We start from the raw sequence: 19,550 nt of genomic DNA on the forward strand, positions 1-19,550 counted from the left end.
TCCTCCTAAGTAAGATTCGACGTGATTTCAATGTCGACTCCCCGTTCTGCAAGCAGGTTAAAAAATGTTCTTTGGAGCTCGGTCTCCTGAAATGGTGAAGAGAACGTCAGAAGGTAGCGATCATTATAAGAACATGTTGTGATATGCGGTCCTTTCGAACTGCTGCAGATACTGAACTGACGGATAAACGGTTTGAATTCTGAAGGCAATGTAATTTCACCAACATGAGATATCGAACCAGTTATACCCTTGTCTCGGATACTACTGGCCACACGTAGCGCATAATTCTTAATGGGCAGCGGCACGATCCGCGCTAAGATGTTCTTTTCGATCGACATAAGCTGGTTCAAATGGGCATGAAGTTTTTCTTCCGTCAATTCTCTTTGAAACTGTGCTTTAACACTTTTGATTACATCAATCAACTCAATTTTACTACCCCTGAAATCATATGCTATATTCATCGTGCTGAAGAAATTCCGTGCTGTAACCGAAACGAAATACTTACGTAAATTAATCGGCACAGACAGAACGATACGCCGTTGCTGTTCTCGGACTGGCATAATCTGATATATAGAATAAAGAAACAGTGCGGTAAAAAATACTGAAAGAGTTGTGTCGTATTGATGAGCGATGTTCAAGACCGCTTGGGTGGACATGGTGCCTTCAATTACCTTCATCCTGTTCTCTTCCAGCTTCGAACCCCGAAGGTGAAAAACACGGGGTTGCCTTTTTGCATGAGAATCCTTGTTGATAAAGCGCATAATATCCAATTCATTTCCCACGAAGTATCTTCTAAAACTATCGGCCATTTGTTCGCTGACGGATGCGCGATAGTTGAGATTAACGGGGTTGCTTACAAAAGTCTCCTTGTGTCGAAGGCACAAATAATGATGGATCAAGGTCTTCAAAAACCACGCTGCACCCGTTCCATCCGACAGAGCATGAAATACTTCCAAATTGATTCGGTTATGAAAGTAAGAGACACGAAAAAGCAAATTTCGTCTGCCATTTATATAAATCGGTGCGCATACCGGTGTCGATTCACTGTCTACTAACGGTGGGATATCGCTTTGCTGAAAATAATACCAGAATACTCCTTTCCGCAAAACAGCTTTAAATAGAGGAAAATGTTCAATCGTCGTATTCAATGCCTCCTGCAAAAAAGCAGCGTCAACTGGCTCATGGAGTTCACAAGCAATCCGAAATACTTTCGTATCTTTATTATTGCACGTCGCCGGAAAAATCTTTGACGCATTATCCAGCTTGGCCCATTCCGCTCTTTTCGCTTGTTTCATTCCTGCTCCTTCTTTGACGCTGTTTTTTCATTGTTCAAAAAAGCATTAATGATCATGATGCATTCCTTCAACGCCTCTTTATTCCACGGAAATGAAAAGAACCCATGCAGCGCATCAGATATACGGTGCACCATGACCGAATTGCCAAAATCTTTTAAACGTACCCCGTACATCTCACCTTCATCTCGCAGCGGGTCATACTCGGCAGTGATGATCAATGTCTGTGGTTGTTGGGAGAGATTTTCCGCCAGCAGTGGTGAAAAGTAAGGGTTTGATCTGTCTTCGTCATTTTGAATATATAAATCCATATAATCCTGTATTCGCTTGGAAGTAAAGATATAATCCTTTCCGTTTGTGCGAACGGATTCAAACGGAGAATGAGAGCTATGATCGTTATAGGTAGCCGGGTATATCAAAATTTGACGTTTCGGCAGAAAATCTCCTCTATCCCGGGCCATAAGTGATACGGCCGCTGCCAGGTTCCCGCCGGCGCTGTCTCCGATCAAGGTGATGTCATCGTGGCAACATGGCAGTAACAGAGGGTTCAGAAATATCTCCCGGGTAACACGATAACATTCTTCAAGGCCGGCCGGAAAGGGATTCTCCGGAGCCAACGCATAATCCACAGAGATTACATTATGTTGGGTTTGGTTAGCCAGCTGCGTACAAATCGGCGTATAGGAATCGATATTGCCCGTGACCCATCCGCCGCCATGAAAAAAAATCAAGGACTTCGTCGTTTCGTGATTTTCGGGGCGAAAAATTCGAACCGGCACTTCCCTGTGCTCTACCAAGATTCGATGGTCCAGCAAATGATATCGTGTCTTTACCTGTGGATTCAGTAACTTTTGAATTTTTCTATAGATTCTATATGTCCGTTTAATATGAATATCAAGATGGGATAGCATCTTAATGACTCTTAATGTTGATCGTTTCAAACGCTATTTCCCTCTCTCTTTCGTTCATCATTACTTCCTCTATTATAGTCGATGGTCATAGCCATAAGCAAACTCGCATCTGGACGATAGGCGATCTCTCCATATTGTACAGTTCTCTCCTAATAAAAAGGGCAGAAATCCATGATAGCAGCACAAAGAGAAGGTTATCAAAAAGTGTCTACACCTACCTCTCATGACGGTATACGGTAACACTATTGTCACGTATTGTGTATTAGTATAAGCCGGCGTTTAACCGGCGATCACTCTGTTCTTGCCAAACTCTTTTGCCAAGTATAACAGTTTATCTGCGCGATTAATAATCGATTTTGTGTCATCACCGGCTTTAACCTCGGTAACTCCAAAACTGGCTGTCACTCTTTCCGTGACTATACCATGCCTTATCGTTGATAAAAACTCATTCGTACGATTAGCTATTTCCATAGCGATATCCAGTGATGTACCCGGAAGGATGATAATAAACTCTTCCCCGCCCCAGCGCGCGACAATGTCATCTTGTCTGACAATATTTTTTACCGCATTAACAATTCGGATGATCACATCATCCCCGATAATATGTCCATAATTGTCATTGATCTGCTTAAAATCATCAATATCAAAAAGGATGAGTGAAAAGCCGGCATGACTGGTGCACAGATTTTTTAAGGTTCGATCACACGCTGCTCGATTCGGAGTATTTGTCAATGCATCCGTTCGGGCGAGTGCTTCAAGCCGCAGCTGCTGCAGATAATTCTGCCGTTTTTGAACATTTATTCGGTGCATTAGTATACTCACTACCAGTATTTGAGAAAACAGATAGATCGTAATCATTACCTTTGTACCTTCAGCCATGCCCGGCATCGTGAACGGAGAGAGCACCACCAATATGATGGTTAAAATAACCGAGGTACATACATTTTCCACCCATCGATTCGGTATCACAAATAGACCAAAAGTGATTAAAACAATGTCAAATACTTCAAATATTAAATCAACCGGGGCGAAATGAACCGCGATGTATTCGTGAATCAAGTACATGCTCATCGCATAAACAAGCACTGACCGTATAGCAAAAGCGGGATCTTTTGGCTTTTTTAGCATAACATATACACCAATTGCCAATAGGACTACAACTAACCGGGGGACCAGGGAGTTATTAATGACGATCGATAGATCCGAATACGCCAGGTAAAGATAGTCCAAAATGACAAACAGGAAATTGGTGATGCTGAATACCAAGACAGTATTCCGGCTAAATCTTAGACCTTTGTTAACCTCATCGAGATGAAATTCTTTTTCCACGCGTTTGTCTCTGAATTCTGCCATACGGTTAATTGAATTTTCCATAGATACCTTCCTAAGAATTTTATCGATAAATAAGCTTATCAAAATCATCGGTATCATCATCAGTTATATTTTTTCACTCTTGAGTATATCTCAGATCGAATAATAATGAAAGATAGTACTAAATACCCTCTTTTTAAATTCTGTTCGTAATATTTGCATAATTGCAATTTTCTGATAGAAACGCAATGCTTTTTATCACATTTGAAACATCTTTTATTAGCCGTTTACGACTGGCGCCATTTATTCCGAACCCTAATATTGGCACATAAAATGCATAAGTACATCATATCGTAGTTTTTCGGACGTCACATTATAAACAGGGGGTATCGAAGAAAATGATCACCAGTATGGAAAACGCCTTCAGCTTGAAAGGCAAAACCGCCTTGATAACAGGCGGTAACCGTGGTATTGGCAGAGGTATCGCAACAGCTATGGCGCAATGCGGGGCAGATATTGCCATTATGGCCCGAGATGAGGAGGCCGGAAAGAAGGTCCTTGAGGAATTAGCAGCCTACGGCGGCAACCATCGATTTTACCAAGGAACAGTTACCGATCCCGCTCAAGCTAAATCCGTCGTCGAAGCCGTATTTGAAGATTACAGAAAAATTGACATTTTAGTCAATAACTCCGGAATATTCCGTTGGTTCAATGTCCTGGAAATGGACCCCAATGACCTTCGAGATTGGTATGATGTCATCGATGTGAATCTAAACGGCGTATTCATTATGGCTATGTTAGTTTCCCAGAAAATGAAATTGACCGGCGGCGGAAGTATCATCAATATATCCTCCAATGCGGCACACATTGTCAATATTCCGCAAAATACCTGTTCCTATAGTTCGGCTAAAGCTGCCGTTGACCATCTTACCCGTTGCCTGGCTGTTGAATTCGGGCCTCATAAAATCCGAGTCAATTCCATATGCCCAGGTTTTGTTGAGGCTGATAATCCACCGGACGATCCCGAAATGAAGGCAATTGTCGATATGTGGATCAGTCGCTGCCCAACCGGAAGATTCACATATCCTCTGGAACTCGGTGCCTTGGCTGTCTTTTTAGCTTCTGACGCATCTGAAAATATGACTGGATCGATCAATACCATGGACAGCGGTTACGAGCTATCGCGTTAAAAAAATATATTTTGGAGGTAAGAGTAATGACCATGATGCCTTTAAAACAAGACCTGTCAATTTTTGAAAAACTGGAATTGGCAAGAGAACCGATCGCTGTCAAATATGAATTCTTCAAACCGGAAGGATTCGAACAATTAGATAAGGCTTATTCCCTTTGTGAAATGGCCAAAATAGCCGAGCAAAAAGATAAACCGTTTTATATCACAGCGGAAAATGAGGACTGTGCGGGTAAAGGCTGCTTGGGTATGATGCAAGGCCCAACCTGGGGAGAAGCCGGATTAATCGGAGAAGATCCAGGTATGGGTATATTCCAGGAACGCCGGGCGAATATGAAATGTATCCAACACTATAAAATGCTTGAATACGGCACGGCCAACTATGCTGTCTTTTCGAAATTATCCCAGCTTACTTTTGAGCCGGACATCATGCTTTTTGTTGCCCCGCCTGAGAAAGCCGAACTGATTCTCCGTGCCATGGCCTATTCGACCGGTGAGATGTATGAGTCCCGCTTCACACCGATTCTCCAATGTTCGTGGCTGTATTCCTATCCTTTCATCACCCAAAAAGTCAACTTTGTTATGACCGGCATGAGCTTTGGAATGAGAGCAAGAGAAGTCTATCCTGCAGGATTAGTCATCGTCTCCGTGCCATATAACTGGATTCCGACTATTGTTAAAAATCTTGAGGAAATGCCGTGGGTTCTTCCAGCCTGGACATATGGCAGAGACCTCTGGACCAAACACGAAAGTGCCATCCTCGCCAATCTGCACCAGAAAACAATTGATGCCGGTCTTCTTAAAAAGAAGTAACCGCTTGGATGATTACGTTACAGGGCCGTCTTCAACATGTCGAAGACGGCCCTGTTTTTATCCTAATAATTTAATATGCGAATAATCCAAGGACTTGACAAATTCTGTGGATTTTTTGCTGTACTTTTCAGCCACGGATAAATGGATACCGATCAATGTACCAGCAAGTGATGTTATATAATCGATAAGATCATCGACAGAAATATCCAGCATGTCATTAAAGTAGCGGTAAAATACTTCTCTGCGGGCTCCGCCATCAGAAATTCGCATCAGCTGTCGTTGAAGATCTGTTAAGTGAATATTAAAATCTTTGGCATAATTGTCATAAACATTATCAATAAAAGGAGACGTCAGTTGATAATTCGGTTCAGCGACGCCAATTTCATAATAGAAACGGCGATTCTTTTCATCATCAAGAATGATATGATAATATATCTTCGATGCACAAAAATGCATTAAATAACTATCCGTTTTTTCCGGGATATTTTCTTGGAGAAGAATGTAAATTTTCTCGAGATACTCATTATAGATATCTTTTACAATTTCATCCTTTTTTCTAAAATAATAAGGCACTGCTGACAGAGAAACGTTAGCTTCTTCTGTGATCATCTTTATGGTACTATTCTTGTATCCCTTTTCGTAGAATATTTTTTTAGCAGCCGCTACAATTTTATCTTTTGTCTCTATTCCCTTTTGATACATTTTGTCATGTTCCACTTAATCCACTGCCTGTCTTTATATCATATTAACCTATTATATAGCATAATTTTGTTGAATACGTCAATACTTGGACGATACAATTCCTTTTTTTCTCCCCGATCAAACTTCAACGTTTTTACTGGGCTTCATGACCCCGCGGCGTTAATTCATCCATGGAATAAATACCCCAAATTTGAAACCGATGGCTAATTTGGGGTACCATCTCCTTTATTGGAGGCAAAAAGAAAAATCGCCGCTCCTTGCCATCCATGGCACCGCGGCATAAATTCCTCCGTGAATAAATAAGAGAGATGAAACATGTCATCTCTCTTCAATCGCTTCATGGTGCATTGACCTGGCTGTCTTTTATTTTGAACTTTTGTTTTGGATTTTTATTATGCCTTTCTGGCTGCAATTTCTTCCTGCATTTTCTTCAGACTTTGCGGTGTAATTCGATAAAGTACAATGAGTAGAATCAAGCCAATAAGCATGATAATCGCTGGGTATAACGTAATCCCGTTTTTAATGCCAGCAACCAAATCAGGCGTCGTTGGCATATTGGCAACATAGCCTGCTCCGGCTAACACTGCGGTAATAATAACGCTCCGGACAAAAATAGCCGTTTTAATGGGGAAACTAATCAAAGACATAATAAATCCCCTGGCATTCTTTCCTGTCTTCCATTCTCCGTAATCCACGGTGGATGAATACATCGGTACGGATAAGGCGTCCGGCATGGCGTAACCGATGTAAGCAATGAACATGACTATCATGAAGGAAATGTAGTTCATCGGGAATGCCCAGATAGCCAGCAGACAGAGAATAAAGATACTTACGGAAATGATATACGTTGTGCGTTCGCCAATTTTTCTGGCGATTGGATTGGCTAAAAACGCACCGACAAAGATCACCACATTCAATCCGGTAAAGAAAATCGTCAACACGGTAAGATTGGTAACAACATATTTGAAATAATAGAATGCCAACCCGAAAATAACAAACCGACCAAGATATCTCCCCAACTCACCCAGCATCAAGCCGATAAGCGGTGGATTAACAACGATTTGCTTCAGTATTTGCCCAATCGGCATCTTTTCCTGCTTGGCCCCTGCAACCGCTGTTCCATGGTAAGCATAGTCCTTTGTTAGGAAGAACAATACATAGTAACAAAGTACCATGGCTATACCGGTAAGAATAACGGTCAGCATATGACCATTCCCGGGAGAAGCTTTACCAAAAAACATAATTAAAGGTAACCCGATTAACGAAAAAGTGATAGCGCCCAGACCATTGAACATCCCCCTATTGGACCCCATAGCAATTCTTTCTTCTCTGACTGTTGTCATTGAAGAATTTAAGGCAATATGTCCGGCATAGAAAATATTCCATATTAAATGGCTGACGACAAAGCCAACAGTAATAATTACCGCATTGAGCGTTGGGGAGCCCACCTTAGAGAACTGCAAGATAAAGAAGATGACAGCAAATGGCGGTCCTATTAGCAGCCACGAGCGGTATTTTCCCCATCGCAAATTACTTTTCTCTAGGATGACACCCGCTGTTGGGACCCATACAATATCAAAAATACTGGTAATAAGAAGTACCGTTCCGACTAAGGCTATGGGTAATTTAGCATAATCGGTCATAAACGCAGCAAAATAAAATACTTCCATGTTGACAAATAGCTGAAAACCAAATGAGGGTAACCCGTAAAGGTTAATGACTGACTTTTTTAATCTTGTTTCCATAAACGTCCTCCCATACTTACATCGTTTTTTTATGGATCATAACAGATTAGTCCTTGCGTGTTCGCAATATTCTTATTATTTCTCAGCTATGGATACCACATTGCGTATTATTTGTTGATATCTCTCTTTTAATACGCTCTTCTCCTTTCTTCTTTTTTAACTCAGGAAGCAACCGTATCAAGATACAACGTCTAAAGAAATGTCTCCTGTAAGGTACTCTTCCTTCCTTTAACCGATATATCCAAGCTGTTAAACAACGATTCCAGAATTGGCCAGTCATTACTATTAATTTAGTATTTTTTATTATTTTACCAACATCCTAATTCTATACGGGCATTTTGTCAATATTATTTTAGTAACTTATCACCATTTTACTAATTTATAGATAATCTATATTGACATGCTCTTTCATTATGGTTACAATCATTTTAGTAAATACGGTAATTCTTACTATAGTGCATAAATTCTCATTGTTCTCAATATTTAGATATTGTATTATAATTTTATAAGAATACTAATCAAATTTACCATGAGTCCTAACTTTCAAAATCCAAACTTACATAAATACAAATAATAGGCATACAAACATCAAATAATAGAAATACATAGATAAAAAATATTAATTAAATAATATTAATGAAAAAATGGAGGTTTTTAAAAGTGATTATTATTGGTGAAAAAATCAACGGCGCGATTCCATCCGTCGCCAAAGCCATCGCGGAAAAGAATGCAGATTTCATCCGCAACCTGGCCAAAATCCAGACCGATGCCGGAGCTAATTTTATCGACGTCTGCGCATCCACCGATGTCAGCCTCGAAGTTGAGACCCTGAAATGGCTCATCGACCTAGTTCAGGAAGTGACCGATACCCCAATTTGCATCGATAGCCCCAATGAACAGGCCATTGTTGCCGCTATTCCGTTCTGCAAACGCCCGGGACTGATTAACTCCGTATCCGGCGAAGGCAACAAGATCGACGTTATTTTCCCGATCATCGCGGATACCAAATGGGAATGCGTCGCGCTGCTCAATGATGACAGCGGCATCTCCAAGACGGCGGAAAAACGTCTCGAAGTCTTCACCAACATCATGAAACGGGCGAAAGAATTCGGCATTGCTCCGTCCCGTCTGCACATCGACCCGCTGGTTGAAATGCTTTGCACATCCGAAGACGGCATCAACATGATCGTCGACGTCATGAAAGAAATCAAACAGCAATACCCTGCCATTCATATTACCGGCGGCTGCAGCAATGTCTCCTTCAACCTGCCCTCACGGAAGCTCGTCAATCAGGCTTTCTTGGTACTGGCCATGAATGCCGGTATGGACAGTGGTATCATCGACCCGACCAATCAGGACCTGCTGGGGATGATCTTCGCTACCGAAGCGCTTATGGGTCAGGACGAATATTGCATGGAATACATCGGTGCCTTCAGAGAATCCAAATTCGGGCAGAAGAAATAATCTCACTGTAACATCATGTAACATCATCAACCTTATGTAACCTTAAATAACCTTAAGTAACCTTTAAGTAACCTCACCGTAGTCTGGTTATCTGTTCATACAGTGATACCATAATCAAGCAACCTATTTGTTCATTAGGTAAACCTTAATCAATAAATAAAAATATAAATTTAGGGGGAACTAAAAAATGGCAAAAATTGATGAAGTCAAAGCAATGGTTGAAGCAGGAAAAACGAAATTGGTACCGGGTCTGGTACAGGAAGCACTAGACGAAGGCAGTGCAGCCAAAGACATTCTTCAGGGCATGGTTGATTCCATGAGCGTTGTCGGCGATAAATTCTCCACCGGCGAAATCTTTGTTCCGGAAATGCTGATGGCTGCTAAAGCCATGGCTAAAGGCGTTGACGTCTTAAAACCGTTAATGGCTGGAGACAGCTCCAACTCTTTAGGCACCTGCATTATCGGCACTGTCGCAGGCGACCTGCACGATATCGGTAAAAACCTCGTTTCCATGATGATCGAAAGCGCCGGCTTCACCATGGTTGACCTCGGAGTTGATGTCCCGGCAGACAGATGGATCGATGCCATCAAAGAAAATCAAAACGTCACCTTAGTCGCTTGCTCCGGTCTTCTGACCACCACCATGCCTGCGCTGAAGGAAGCTGTACAGACCATTAAAGGCAGCGGACTTCCCGGATTCAAAGTCATCGTCGGCGGAGCGCCGGTGACCCAGGAATTCGCTACGGAAATCGGTGCGGACGGATTTGCTCCGGATGCCGGAAGTGCTGCTGTTAAAGCGGTTGAATTGGTTAAAGCGTAAGAGATACACTACTAAATAATCAGTCTTCATAAGAAATATAAGGGAGGACGAATCCATGTTAACCAAAAGACAAAATTTAGTAGAAGTAATAAAGGGTGGTAATCCGGATCGTTTTGTCAAACAATACGAAGCGTTTGCCATGATCTTAAAAACACCCATTACCCGTTTGAAACCCCCTGTAGGCGGAGAAATCAAGAACGAATGGGGCGTTACTCTCCGGTGGCCCGAGGGCCAGCTTGGTTCTTTCCCTGTTCATGATCAGGATCATAAAGTCGTAAAAGACATCACCAAATGGCGGGAAACGGTCAAGGCTCCCAATCTGATCTATCCCGATGCAGCCTGGGAAGAAGCCAAAGCCGATGTCGCCAAAATCGATCGTAATGAGCAATTTGCAACAATTTTCGTTGCCCCTGGAATCTTTGAGCATCTTCATTACCTGATGGGTATGGAGGACGCTTTAATGAACTTCTATGAAGAACCAGAAGCGATGCACGAACTGATTGACTACCTTGTTGATTTTGAGCTTCGACTTGCCAAAGAGTTTATTGACCACTTGCATCCGGATGCCCTGTTCCACCATGATGATTGGGGCAGCCAGAAAAATTCCTTCTTGTCACCGGATATGTTTAAAGAATTTATCCTACCGGCTTATAAAAAAGTGTATGGTTATTACAAAGCGAACGGTGTTGAACTGATTGTCCACCATAGCGACAGTTACGGTGCTAATCTGGTTCCCTTTATGATCGAAATGGGAATCGATATCTGGCAGGGTGTTATGACCACCAATAATACGCCGGAACTCGTCAAAAAATACGGCAGCCAGATCACGTTTATGGGCGATATCGATAGCGGTGTTATCGACTACCCGGGCTGGACACGCGAAAATATTGCGCAGCATGTAGAAAGAGCGTGCAGAAATAACGGAAAGCTTTACTTTATCCCAGGTGCCAGCCAAGGTCTGGGTGTGAGCTCCTTCCCCGGTGTTTATGAAGCTACAAATGAAGAAATTGACCGTATGAGTAAAATCATGTTCTAGTATGGAATATGTTAAACAGTTTCGTTTCCTCTGTAACAGTAAAGGGATTGATGAAAAGCAATATCATCAATCCCTTATTATTAACATTTTTTGTTTCAAGGCAGATACAGACACCAAATAATAATTATTTCAAACTGAGGCTTATTTAATCGGCTGCGGGAAGCAACTATATTGTTTCACTGATGATAACGGACCAATCCTTGCCGCGATAAGCATTGTATCCGCTCGTATGAGCATATCCGTAGATAACAACTTGTCCCTGATTTTTTTGTTCAAAAACATATCCGTACAATTCTCCCTGAATAGCACGGCGTGCAGCCTCCAAATGCTTCAGATTCTTTTGCAGAATGCCTTGGCGGTCTCGGCAGGCTATGACAAATCCTTCCCGATTAATAACAAACAGATCTCCCTTTTGCCCAATTCGCGCTGAATCAATAATATCATAGATAAAATCCCAATTAAAACGGGTCGAGAAATACCCAATAACATTGCCTTCATCATTTTTTATCGGACAAGTATACGCTACAGTATGCCGCTTTTCCATTGGATCCAGGTAAAGATCGCTAACGGAAATGGTGTTTGCCATCTTAGCATCTCTAAACCAATCCTCAGCAGACATGTCTCTGCCGATTAGCCCGCTGTTAACGCCGGCAGCAATAACTGTTCCATTAGTATCTAAAACATAAAGATCAAAATATACTTCATAGATATCCACTAGCTTTTTCAAAAGCAAATTGGCTTCCCTTACATGATTACCATCACTGAGACAATTTCTTACTTTGTCGAAGCCGGCCCACGCCTGCGCGTCGCAGTTTCGTTCAAAAAGATTCCTATCGATTTTGTCAATGGTGTCAAAAGCGACATCCGCTGTCCGTACAGCCATCACCTGATTGGCCTTTTCCTGGATGTTTTCTATGATTTCCGTGCTTTCTTTGGTTGAGGACAAGCTTCGTACCGCTAATTTTTTGATTTCATCGGCTACAACACTAAACCCCCGACCGGCCTCCCCGGCTCTCGCAGCCTCAATAGCTGAATTAAGGGACAGGAGGTTTGTATGTTGCGCAATGTCTTGAATTGCTTGAATAACATGGCTCATTTGCTGATTAGCGTTTTTTAGTTCCAATAGTAAAACAGATGCATCAATAAGACTGTCGTTTTGATTCCCCATTAAGCTGTCCCCCTCATACTAATAATCTACATTAATCAATTGCTGCTTTAATTTTGTTTCAGTTTTATCCTACAAATAAAAAACCTTAAAAAGAAGTCAACGCTGCTTGTCGACAACTTTTAAGGCCGCTTTGCCATTAAATATTAATATGACAGACGCCATATGTCACGAATTATACAAAATAGTGATTAGGAATGCAATACTAATCTTAAAGTAATAATAGAACTTTTTTACATATATCCATTTGTCAGGTCAATAATCTCAGTAAATTTGAATAACATCGGCCCACTCGGGCGCGCTGCCTTCCCCGCACAGAGCAACGATCACTTTCATACCCCGCGGGCGACAGGGGGCCAAGGTGTAAGGGTATTGTATGCCTTCCCGCAGCAAATCTTCATTAATTTCTGCATCCACAGCCATATTACCCAGCGTGGGTCTAATATCCTTTCGCAGTGATTACGGAGCAGATGGCAAATTTCGTGATAAAGAATCAGAATTCCTCCGGTAGGTTCACGCCATCAACACCTCCAGGCAATATCCCTTTTTACTCATACCGGGCACAAAACACAATAATTAACCAAGCCCGTCACGTGGCGGCCAGCGCACGGACAGGCTTGGTTTGCATCAACTTATCCCTGAATTATTTAAGGCGGAGCAAAGCTTTTCCCACAAGGGCTTTTATTTCCTGTACCTTATATTTATTCTTCCACATCGGCAGACATTCCTTAACGGCCAGGTCACATGCGCCGAGTATCGTTTCGTCGTCAATTTCCCTGCCCAAGAGATACCCCTCTAAAGCATTCAAACGCACCGGAATAGGGGCAACACCGCCAAGTACGACTCGAGCCGCGGTTATCCTGCCCCTCTCCATACCAAAGGCAGTGGCTAGGCTGACAATCGCCCAATCAATAGACTCACGCAGACGGAATTTATCGTAGTGCATAATCGCGCCTTCCAGTACGGGAATAGTGATCTCGGTAACAAGTTCACCCTTCCTCAGAACGTCATCCACTTTGAGCTTGGTACAGCAGAACTCTTCAGCAGTGAGCACCCGCTCCGTGGTCTTGATCGTCCCACCGAGAGCAACCAGTACCGGTGTGATATCCGAAGGTTCGACCGCATAGCAGCCGCAGTTCATACAGCGCCGGGCCTCAGTAAGGGCAGCCGCTTGGTCCGGGGCAATTTCATCTTCCACATCGAGCGATCTCTGATCGATTGGGATCTCCGCCAACTTAAGCGCTGTTTGGTTCTTAATGCCTTCTAAGTCAAAGGTCAGGAACGGACTCGCGATTTGCATGCTGTCGGAGCACTCATGGTCGGGAGTGACTCCAAGGTATTTGTTTATACCGCGAGCAGCGCTATGGCCTTTCATAACGCACTGAATGACCGTTGAGGGACCGGTGGTGACATCACCGCCGGCGAATACGCCTTGCCGGGAGGTCATCTGGGTCTCTTCTTCAACATCGATCAAACCGCGGGCGTTGAGCTGAAGCTGATATTTCTCATCGAGGAAGGATAAATCGACATTCTGGCCAACGGCCATCAGAATATTCTCTGCATCAACCACGGTCTTTTCGGCATCGTCGTAAACCGGGCTGAACCGATGATTCTCGTCATACACATCCATACAGCGGATAAGCTCCATCCCTCGGACCTTGCCATTCTCGCTGACGACCTTGGAAAGCCCCCAGCCGGGCATGATCTGGATGCCTTCTTCACGCGCCCGGGCAATCTCTTCTTTACCGGCAGGCATGATGTCTTCTGACTCAAGGCAGGCCATAATGACCTTTTTGGCACCCAGCCGTTTCGCTGTAATAGCGACATCCATCGCCACATTGCCACCGCCGGTAACAAGCACTTCTTGACCGACTTTACCGCCCATCCATTTATGGACTTCGACGAGGAAGTCCAGACCGAAGACGGTAAGTTCTTCGCCGGCTAATCCCAGTACCGGACGTTTCCAAGTGCCGGTGGCGTAGTAGACACTGTCGAAATCTCTTTCCAGGTCGCCGGGTTTAACGCTCTCCCCAATTTTTGTATTGCAGACAAATTGAATACCCATGTCTTTCAGGGCAGCAACGAGTTTACGGACAATGGCCTTGGGCAGCCGGTAATCTGGGATTGCATACATCAGCATGCCGCCGGGTTCTTCTTTACTGTCGTAGACGGTAACGGCGTTGCCTGCCTTACGGAGATAATACGCCGCGGAGAGACCAGCCGGACCGGAACCGATGACAGCGACTTTCTTGCCTGTTTCCAGGATGGGTGCCCTATAGAACAGATTTTTATGATCCAGTGCATAGTCACCAACGAAACGTTCCACATTGCGGATAGCCACACTGTCACCAACCGAGGAGTGACTGCACTCTTCCTGGCAGAAGTGCGCACAGACGCGGCTGGTGATACAGGGTATCGGGTTTACGCTCATGATGATCTGAACAGCGCCGGGGACGTTGCCAAGCCGGAACTGTTCCATATACCCCGGGATATCCGTAGAGGCGGGGCAGCGTTGCGAACACGGTGTCGAGCCGCATTTCATACCGCCGAATACAGAATGATAACGGTTATCCCCTTGCAGGGCGTAGCAGGTTTCCCCGCCCTTACGTCGGCAGATAAGGCGATTGCCTGCTTCATGCGGATAGCGATAGAACCAGCAGCGGACATCCTGACAGATATTGCCTCCGATGGTGCCGAGATTACGAATAAGTGGTGTGGCTACGGAATGAGCTGCTTCAGCCAAGGCTGGTGCCTTAGTGAGAACGTCGTGATTTTCAGCGATTGTAGTCAATCTGGCGAGTGACCCTATCGTGATCGTATTGTCTTCGACTCTGATTTCATCCGCTCCGACGATATTTTTGATGTCTACAACCATCTTTGGCGTTTCTGTTAATATCTCGTTTCTGATGACGCTGAGAATATCAGTTGCGCCCGCGATTACTGTAGCTTCACTATCATTCTTTAATATTTGGCTTGCTTCCTCGAAGTTTTGCACGCGGGTATGTTCAAAGTATTTCATGCTCAATTCCTCCTCTTAAATCTTGCCTAACGCTTTTAAGATCACGTCAGGCGTAGCCGGATAATCCTTGATCTCAGTACCAATCGCGTTGGAAATTGCCATCATGCAGGCACTCGCCGCAGCTGCGCCGGATATCTCACCGACGCCGATCGCCCTAAAATAATTGGTATCGAATTGAGACTCAAGAATACACGTATCGAAATTGGGCAGTTCATTGAATGGTCGCCATTTGTACTGGATCATATCGTATGTCAGCGGTCTGCCGATTACCGGATCAACGAAGTTTTCTTCAAAAAGGGCGGTATCCAGCGACGCCGCGCCGATGCCTCCCTGACACTGCATTTCCAGAGAACCCGGATCGATGATCTGTCCGACATCAGTGCCCCCAAGCATATCAATGACTTTTGTCATACCGGTTTCCAAATCGACTTCCGCTTCGATAAAGGACATGAAAAAGTTTGGGGTGCCAAAATCTTCATCATGCCTTCCATACCCGGTCATGGTCAAATGATGATCCGGAACCAACTTGGTAACCGGCACCCATAACTCCGGCTTGGATTTTGCTCTGACGCCAAAGTTGAACATTTCCATTTGTTCCTGAGGATATCTGAGTTTATACTCTGCCGCTTCAAAAAGCTGGCGTCTCAAATCCAGGGCCGCATTGCTGACCGCCCGTCCGCACGTAAGCGTTCCTCGTGAGCCTGCAAGACCTTCGTTTCTCGGGCTGGTCCTGGAATCCGGAGGGATCGTCTGAACGGCCTCCAGCGGTACGTTAAGTATTTCGGCCACCATCTTCAACAGGTTGGACTTTTGCCCGTTGCCGATTTCAGTGACGTTGATATGCACCATAACACGCGCTTCATCCTTAAACATGTCGGGGATGATCCGAACATAGGCTTCAGCGAAGCTCTCACCGGCATCACTGTTGCCGATAACAGAGCAGCCAACACCACGGACCTTTTTACCATCTTCTGATACCCAGGAAGGAATGCCCCACCCTTTCCATCTGTCTTTCCAACGGAATTTTTCAGCGGTCGCCAGGATTGCATCATTATAATCCACCGATCTGGCAGTCCATTCCCGGCCATCACGCCAAAAGTATTTATCCCCAGCCTGACAATAGTTCTTTCTGAAGCTATCCACCGGATCGAAGTTGCCTTTGCGCATCGCTCTTGCCATTAAGAGCGACAGGCAGGAATTCAGCTCCTGTCCGCCGTAACCTCTGACCGTACCGGCCGTGAGCTTGTTTGTGGTGATGATCCGGGTATCCAAATCCCAGTTGGGGCATTTGCACATAATGAGTTGCGCTTCGCCCAAGCCAACGCTGACTTGTCCTTGAATCGCATTGCAGAAATGGCCGGCATCGACAGACCACAAGGCCTTTACGGATCGAACAACACCTTCCTTATCCATACCGATTTTAGCCTGAACCGTGCTTCCCAACCTGGTCTCGTGCATGACCATCTGTTCGACCTTGGTTTCATTCATTTTAATCGGACGGTTGGTTGCTTTGGCCAACAACATGCCATAAATGGTTATATTGGTCAACGTGGTTTTATTCCCATAAGAACCACCCACGTTAAATGCCGTTGCCTCAATATGAACGCCTGGAATTACGGTCGCATTGACCAGCTGCAGAACCATAATTCCCTGAGTGGTACCCCAGACGTGATAATCTGTACCGCCTTCCCACTGGATAATAAGTCCGGGAGGTTCCGGTGAAAGCGTTCCTGGTTTCTTATCAAAGCCAATGGTATCTTCTTCGATGATTGCACACTCAGCAAAGCCATTTTCCACATCCCCTTTTTTGAGGTGCCACCATCGGCCGCTGGGCTGCATAACTTCGTAACCGCCGGGAACAATGTTATTGGGGAATTCATCATAGAGCTGTGGCGCCCCTTCTTTTTGAGCTTCAAGTACATCAAAAACAGGTTCGAGCACCTCATAGTTTACCTCAATCAGATCAATCGCTTCTTTTGCAAGCTCTTCCGTTTCGGCAGCAACCAGGGCTACAGCGTCACCGACAAACCGCATGCGTGTGCCAAGTACGGATTTCTGCGGCGGCCAGCCGAATTTCCAGTTAGGATCGCAGTCCTTATAGGTAATGACCGCATGGACGCCTTCCAAAGTAAGCGCCTTGCTTGTATCGATACTGAGGATATTGGCATGGGGGTAAGGGCATTGTTTAACCTTTCCGATCAATATATTAGGCATGACAAAATCATCAAAAAACTGTGTCTTGCCCTGGACGATACCATAGGCGTCTTTGCGAACGGTTTGTTTACCAACGTATTTATAATCGTGTTTACTTTTAATCATGCCGGTTGCTCTCCCTTCTTAACCAGACTCTCTACTGCTTCAAGAACGTGGTAATGGCTGATACAGCGACAGAAATTTCCAGAGAGGGCATCTTGTATCTGCTCACGGGTCGGACGCGGGTTCTTATTGAGCAACGCTTTGGTAGCCATGATGATTCCCGGCGTACAAAATCCGCACTGGAAAGCGTAGTAATCCACAAATGCTTGCTGAACGGGATCCAGTGTCCCGTCAGGAGCAGCAAGTCCCTCAATGGTTACGATATGTTTCCCTTCACAGTCAACTGTCAGCACCTCGCATGAGGGCACAGCCTCGCCATCAATAAGTACCGTACAGCAGCCGCACGCGCCGTCTTTACAGGCGATCTTCGTGCCGGTTAGACCAAAACGGTTTCGCAGTGTATCCACAAGCACTTCGTTTGGTAGAAGCTGTCCAAACAAATTACCCACTGACAATGTGTACTCTTTTCCGTTTACGAAAAAATTCACAAGAGTTGTTTTCATGTGGCCAAAACCTCCATTTTTGTGTAATTTTCTTCAGCGCCGGTTGCAACCCGGCTCAAACATTACAAGAGAAAAACTGCTATCTCCACATTAAAACGCAACCAATTAAGTGTCAATTTGGTAAAAAAAAATTCCACAATATTGAATTTCAGCTGTTGCCCGTTCAAAAAAAATAAGGGGTTAAGCCACCCCCTTTTTTTATCGTTAAATCAAGACGTATTGATGGTATGCTCATCCTTTAACAACGATCTTTTGCTTATAGTTAAGTAAAACCTATTTCGCGTTTCTGTCAGATTGGTTTCTTTTATCGTTATAGCCGAGTTGATAAGAAATGATATGGGCAATTTTCTTTACAAGCGCAATTGCCGACTGTAAATCGCTGGTGCTCATGTTATCAAACATGCCTACGACACCAAAGGCATAGACGACTTTTCCCATAGCGTCAAATATTGGTGCAGCGACGCCGAACATCCCCATGTGACGTTCATCCCGTTCCAGAGCATAGCCCTGTTTTCGTATCGCCGTTATTTCTTCGAACAGCGCGTCGTAATCGATAATTGTTTTTGAAGTATAGGGAATAAGTTCGGTTGTTCGGACGTACTCTTTAACCGCGTTATCAAGCATGCAGGACAAATAAACCTTCCCATGCGCATTACAATAAAGCGGCATAGAGGAGCCGACGGCAACAATGGTTTTTAGCCGGTTGTTCACAGGCTCTACACGGGCGATGATAACAGCATGGTTAGCACGGAGCGTTGTTAAATGTACCGATCTGTTTACAGAATCTGCAACTTCTTTCATCAACGGTTTGGCAATCTTAACGATGTCTAGGGCCCGGACCATTGCACTACCCAACTGAAAAACATGGATACCCATGGCGTATTTGCCATCGGCATTTTGTACGATGATCTCCTGCCTGCGCATCGCAGAAAGGAGACTGTGAATAGTGCTTTTGGGCCAGCCTGTCCTTTCGGTAAGCTCTTTTAAGGACAGCGGCTCGTTATTGTTAAGAAAACAATCCAAAAGAATAAAGGCTTTTTCAATAGAATTAACGTGGCCAGATTTCCCCTCCATATCAATTTCCCCTTTGAAAAAATGACCGTCTACTCAAAATTCAAGGTTGATTTAATTATAATATAGAGTTGATGCCAATATAACCGGTGGAAAAATAATTTGTGAATAGTTTCATTATTGTATTAATACCAGTACTTTTTACCCTTAAAATGATCTTAAAACCATTGACCGTAGTATGTAACATCTGAGG

Annotated in this window: 16 protein-coding genes; 5 read left to right on the forward strand and 11 right to left on the reverse strand. The window is 44.2% G+C overall.

Going from position 1 to position 19,550, the window contains the following annotated elements; all coding sequences use genetic code 11:
* Nucleotides 1-5: 5 nt before the first annotated feature.
* The 3 genes from LPY66_RS13100 to LPY66_RS13110 form a co-directional block, all read right to left on the reverse strand.
* Nucleotides 6-1,295 carry a hypothetical protein gene (locus tag LPY66_RS13100; RefSeq protein WP_337984774.1) on the reverse strand — a complete coding sequence of 430 codons (1,290 nt, stop codon included), beginning with the start codon at nt 1,293-1,295 and terminating at the stop codon, nt 6-8.
* The gene (locus tag LPY66_RS13105; RefSeq protein WP_337984775.1) at nt 1,292-2,233 is read right to left on the reverse strand and encodes an alpha/beta hydrolase; all 942 of its coding nucleotides are present in this window, start codon (nt 2,231-2,233) and stop codon (nt 1,292-1,294) included. The genes LPY66_RS13100 and LPY66_RS13105 overlap by 4 nt, the downstream gene beginning before the upstream one ends.
* 249 nt (nt 2,234-2,482) lie before the next feature.
* A complete protein-coding gene (locus tag LPY66_RS13110) occupies nt 2,483-3,577 on the reverse strand; it encodes a GGDEF domain-containing protein (protein ID WP_337984776.1) in 1,095 nt (364 codons plus the stop codon).
* A 335-nt stretch (nt 3,578-3,912) separates the two neighbouring features.
* Here LPY66_RS13110 and LPY66_RS13115 point away from each other — a divergent pair, with 335 nt between their 5' ends.
* Together LPY66_RS13115 and LPY66_RS13120 are read left to right on the forward strand one after the other, a co-directional pair.
* Nucleotides 3,913-4,704 (forward strand): SDR family NAD(P)-dependent oxidoreductase, encoded by a 792-nt coding sequence (locus LPY66_RS13115; protein WP_337984777.1) that lies wholly within the window; start codon nt 3,913-3,915, stop codon nt 4,702-4,704.
* Between the two features lie 26 nt (nt 4,705-4,730).
* Nucleotides 4,731-5,516 (forward strand): DUF169 domain-containing protein, encoded by a 786-nt coding sequence (locus LPY66_RS13120; protein WP_337984778.1) that lies wholly within the window; start codon nt 4,731-4,733, stop codon nt 5,514-5,516.
* A 57-nt stretch (nt 5,517-5,573) separates the two neighbouring features.
* On the opposite strand, the gene LPY66_RS13125 is transcribed toward LPY66_RS13120, so the two are convergent.
* A complete protein-coding gene (locus LPY66_RS13125) occupies nt 5,574-6,233 on the reverse strand; it encodes a TetR/AcrR family transcriptional regulator (protein WP_337984779.1) in 660 nt (219 codons plus the stop codon).
* A gap of 377 nt (nt 6,234-6,610) precedes the next feature.
* Nucleotides 6,611-7,963 carry an MFS transporter gene (locus LPY66_RS13130; RefSeq protein WP_337984780.1) on the reverse strand — a complete coding sequence of 451 codons (1,353 nt, stop codon included), beginning with the start codon at nt 7,961-7,963 and terminating at the stop codon, nt 6,611-6,613.
* Between the two features lie 660 nt (nt 7,964-8,623).
* Here LPY66_RS13130 and LPY66_RS13135 point away from each other — a divergent pair.
* The 3 genes from LPY66_RS13135 (at nt 8,624) to LPY66_RS13145 (ending at nt 11,283) form a co-directional block, all read left to right on the forward strand.
* Nucleotides 8,624-9,427 (forward strand): methyltetrahydrofolate cobalamin methyltransferase, encoded by an 804-nt coding sequence (locus LPY66_RS13135; RefSeq protein WP_337984781.1) that lies wholly within the window; start codon nt 8,624-8,626, stop codon nt 9,425-9,427.
* 187 nt (nt 9,428-9,614) lie between these two features.
* Nucleotides 9,615-10,247: a corrinoid protein gene (locus LPY66_RS13140; RefSeq protein WP_337984782.1), complete on the forward strand. Its 633-nt coding sequence runs from the start codon at nt 9,615-9,617 to the stop codon at nt 10,245-10,247.
* A 55-nt stretch (nt 10,248-10,302) separates the two neighbouring features.
* Nucleotides 10,303-11,283 carry a uroporphyrinogen decarboxylase family protein gene (locus LPY66_RS13145; RefSeq protein ID WP_337984783.1) on the forward strand — a complete coding sequence of 327 codons (981 nt, stop codon included), beginning with the start codon at nt 10,303-10,305 and terminating at the stop codon, nt 11,281-11,283.
* A 166-nt stretch (nt 11,284-11,449) separates the two neighbouring features.
* Here LPY66_RS13145 and LPY66_RS13150 read toward each other — a convergent pair whose 3' ends face one another.
* The 6 genes from LPY66_RS13150 to LPY66_RS13175 form a co-directional block, all read right to left on the reverse strand.
* On the reverse strand, nt 11,450-12,451 hold the full coding sequence (locus tag LPY66_RS13150; protein ID WP_337984784.1) for a methyl-accepting chemotaxis protein: 1,002 nt from the start codon (nt 12,449-12,451) through the stop codon (nt 11,450-11,452).
* Between the two features lie 261 nt (nt 12,452-12,712).
* Nucleotides 12,713-12,871 carry a hypothetical protein gene (locus LPY66_RS13155; RefSeq protein ID WP_337984785.1) on the reverse strand — a complete coding sequence of 53 codons (159 nt, stop codon included), beginning with the start codon at nt 12,869-12,871 and terminating at the stop codon, nt 12,713-12,715.
* A 220-nt stretch (nt 12,872-13,091) separates the two neighbouring features.
* Nucleotides 13,092-15,467: an FAD-dependent oxidoreductase gene (locus tag LPY66_RS13160; RefSeq protein ID WP_337984786.1), complete on the reverse strand. Its 2,376-nt coding sequence runs from the start codon at nt 15,465-15,467 to the stop codon at nt 13,092-13,094.
* Between the two features lie 15 nt (nt 15,468-15,482).
* Nucleotides 15,483-17,786: a xanthine dehydrogenase family protein molybdopterin-binding subunit gene (locus LPY66_RS13165; RefSeq protein ID WP_337984787.1), complete on the reverse strand. Its 2,304-nt coding sequence runs from the start codon at nt 17,784-17,786 to the stop codon at nt 15,483-15,485.
* Nucleotides 17,783-18,286 (reverse strand): (2Fe-2S)-binding protein, encoded by a 504-nt coding sequence (locus LPY66_RS13170; protein ID WP_337984788.1) that lies wholly within the window; start codon nt 18,284-18,286, stop codon nt 17,783-17,785. The genes LPY66_RS13165 and LPY66_RS13170 overlap by 4 nt, the downstream gene beginning before the upstream one ends.
* 273 nt (nt 18,287-18,559) lie before the next feature.
* Entirely contained in the window at nt 18,560-19,360 is an 801-nt protein-coding gene (locus tag LPY66_RS13175; RefSeq protein WP_337984789.1) for an IclR family transcriptional regulator, read from the reverse strand.
* Nucleotides 19,361-19,550 lie beyond the last annotated feature (190 nt).

The sequence above is a fragment of the Dehalobacter sp. DCM genome, from assembly GCF_024972775.1.
GTDB lineage: Bacteria > Bacillota > Desulfitobacteriia > Desulfitobacteriales > Syntrophobotulaceae > Dehalobacter.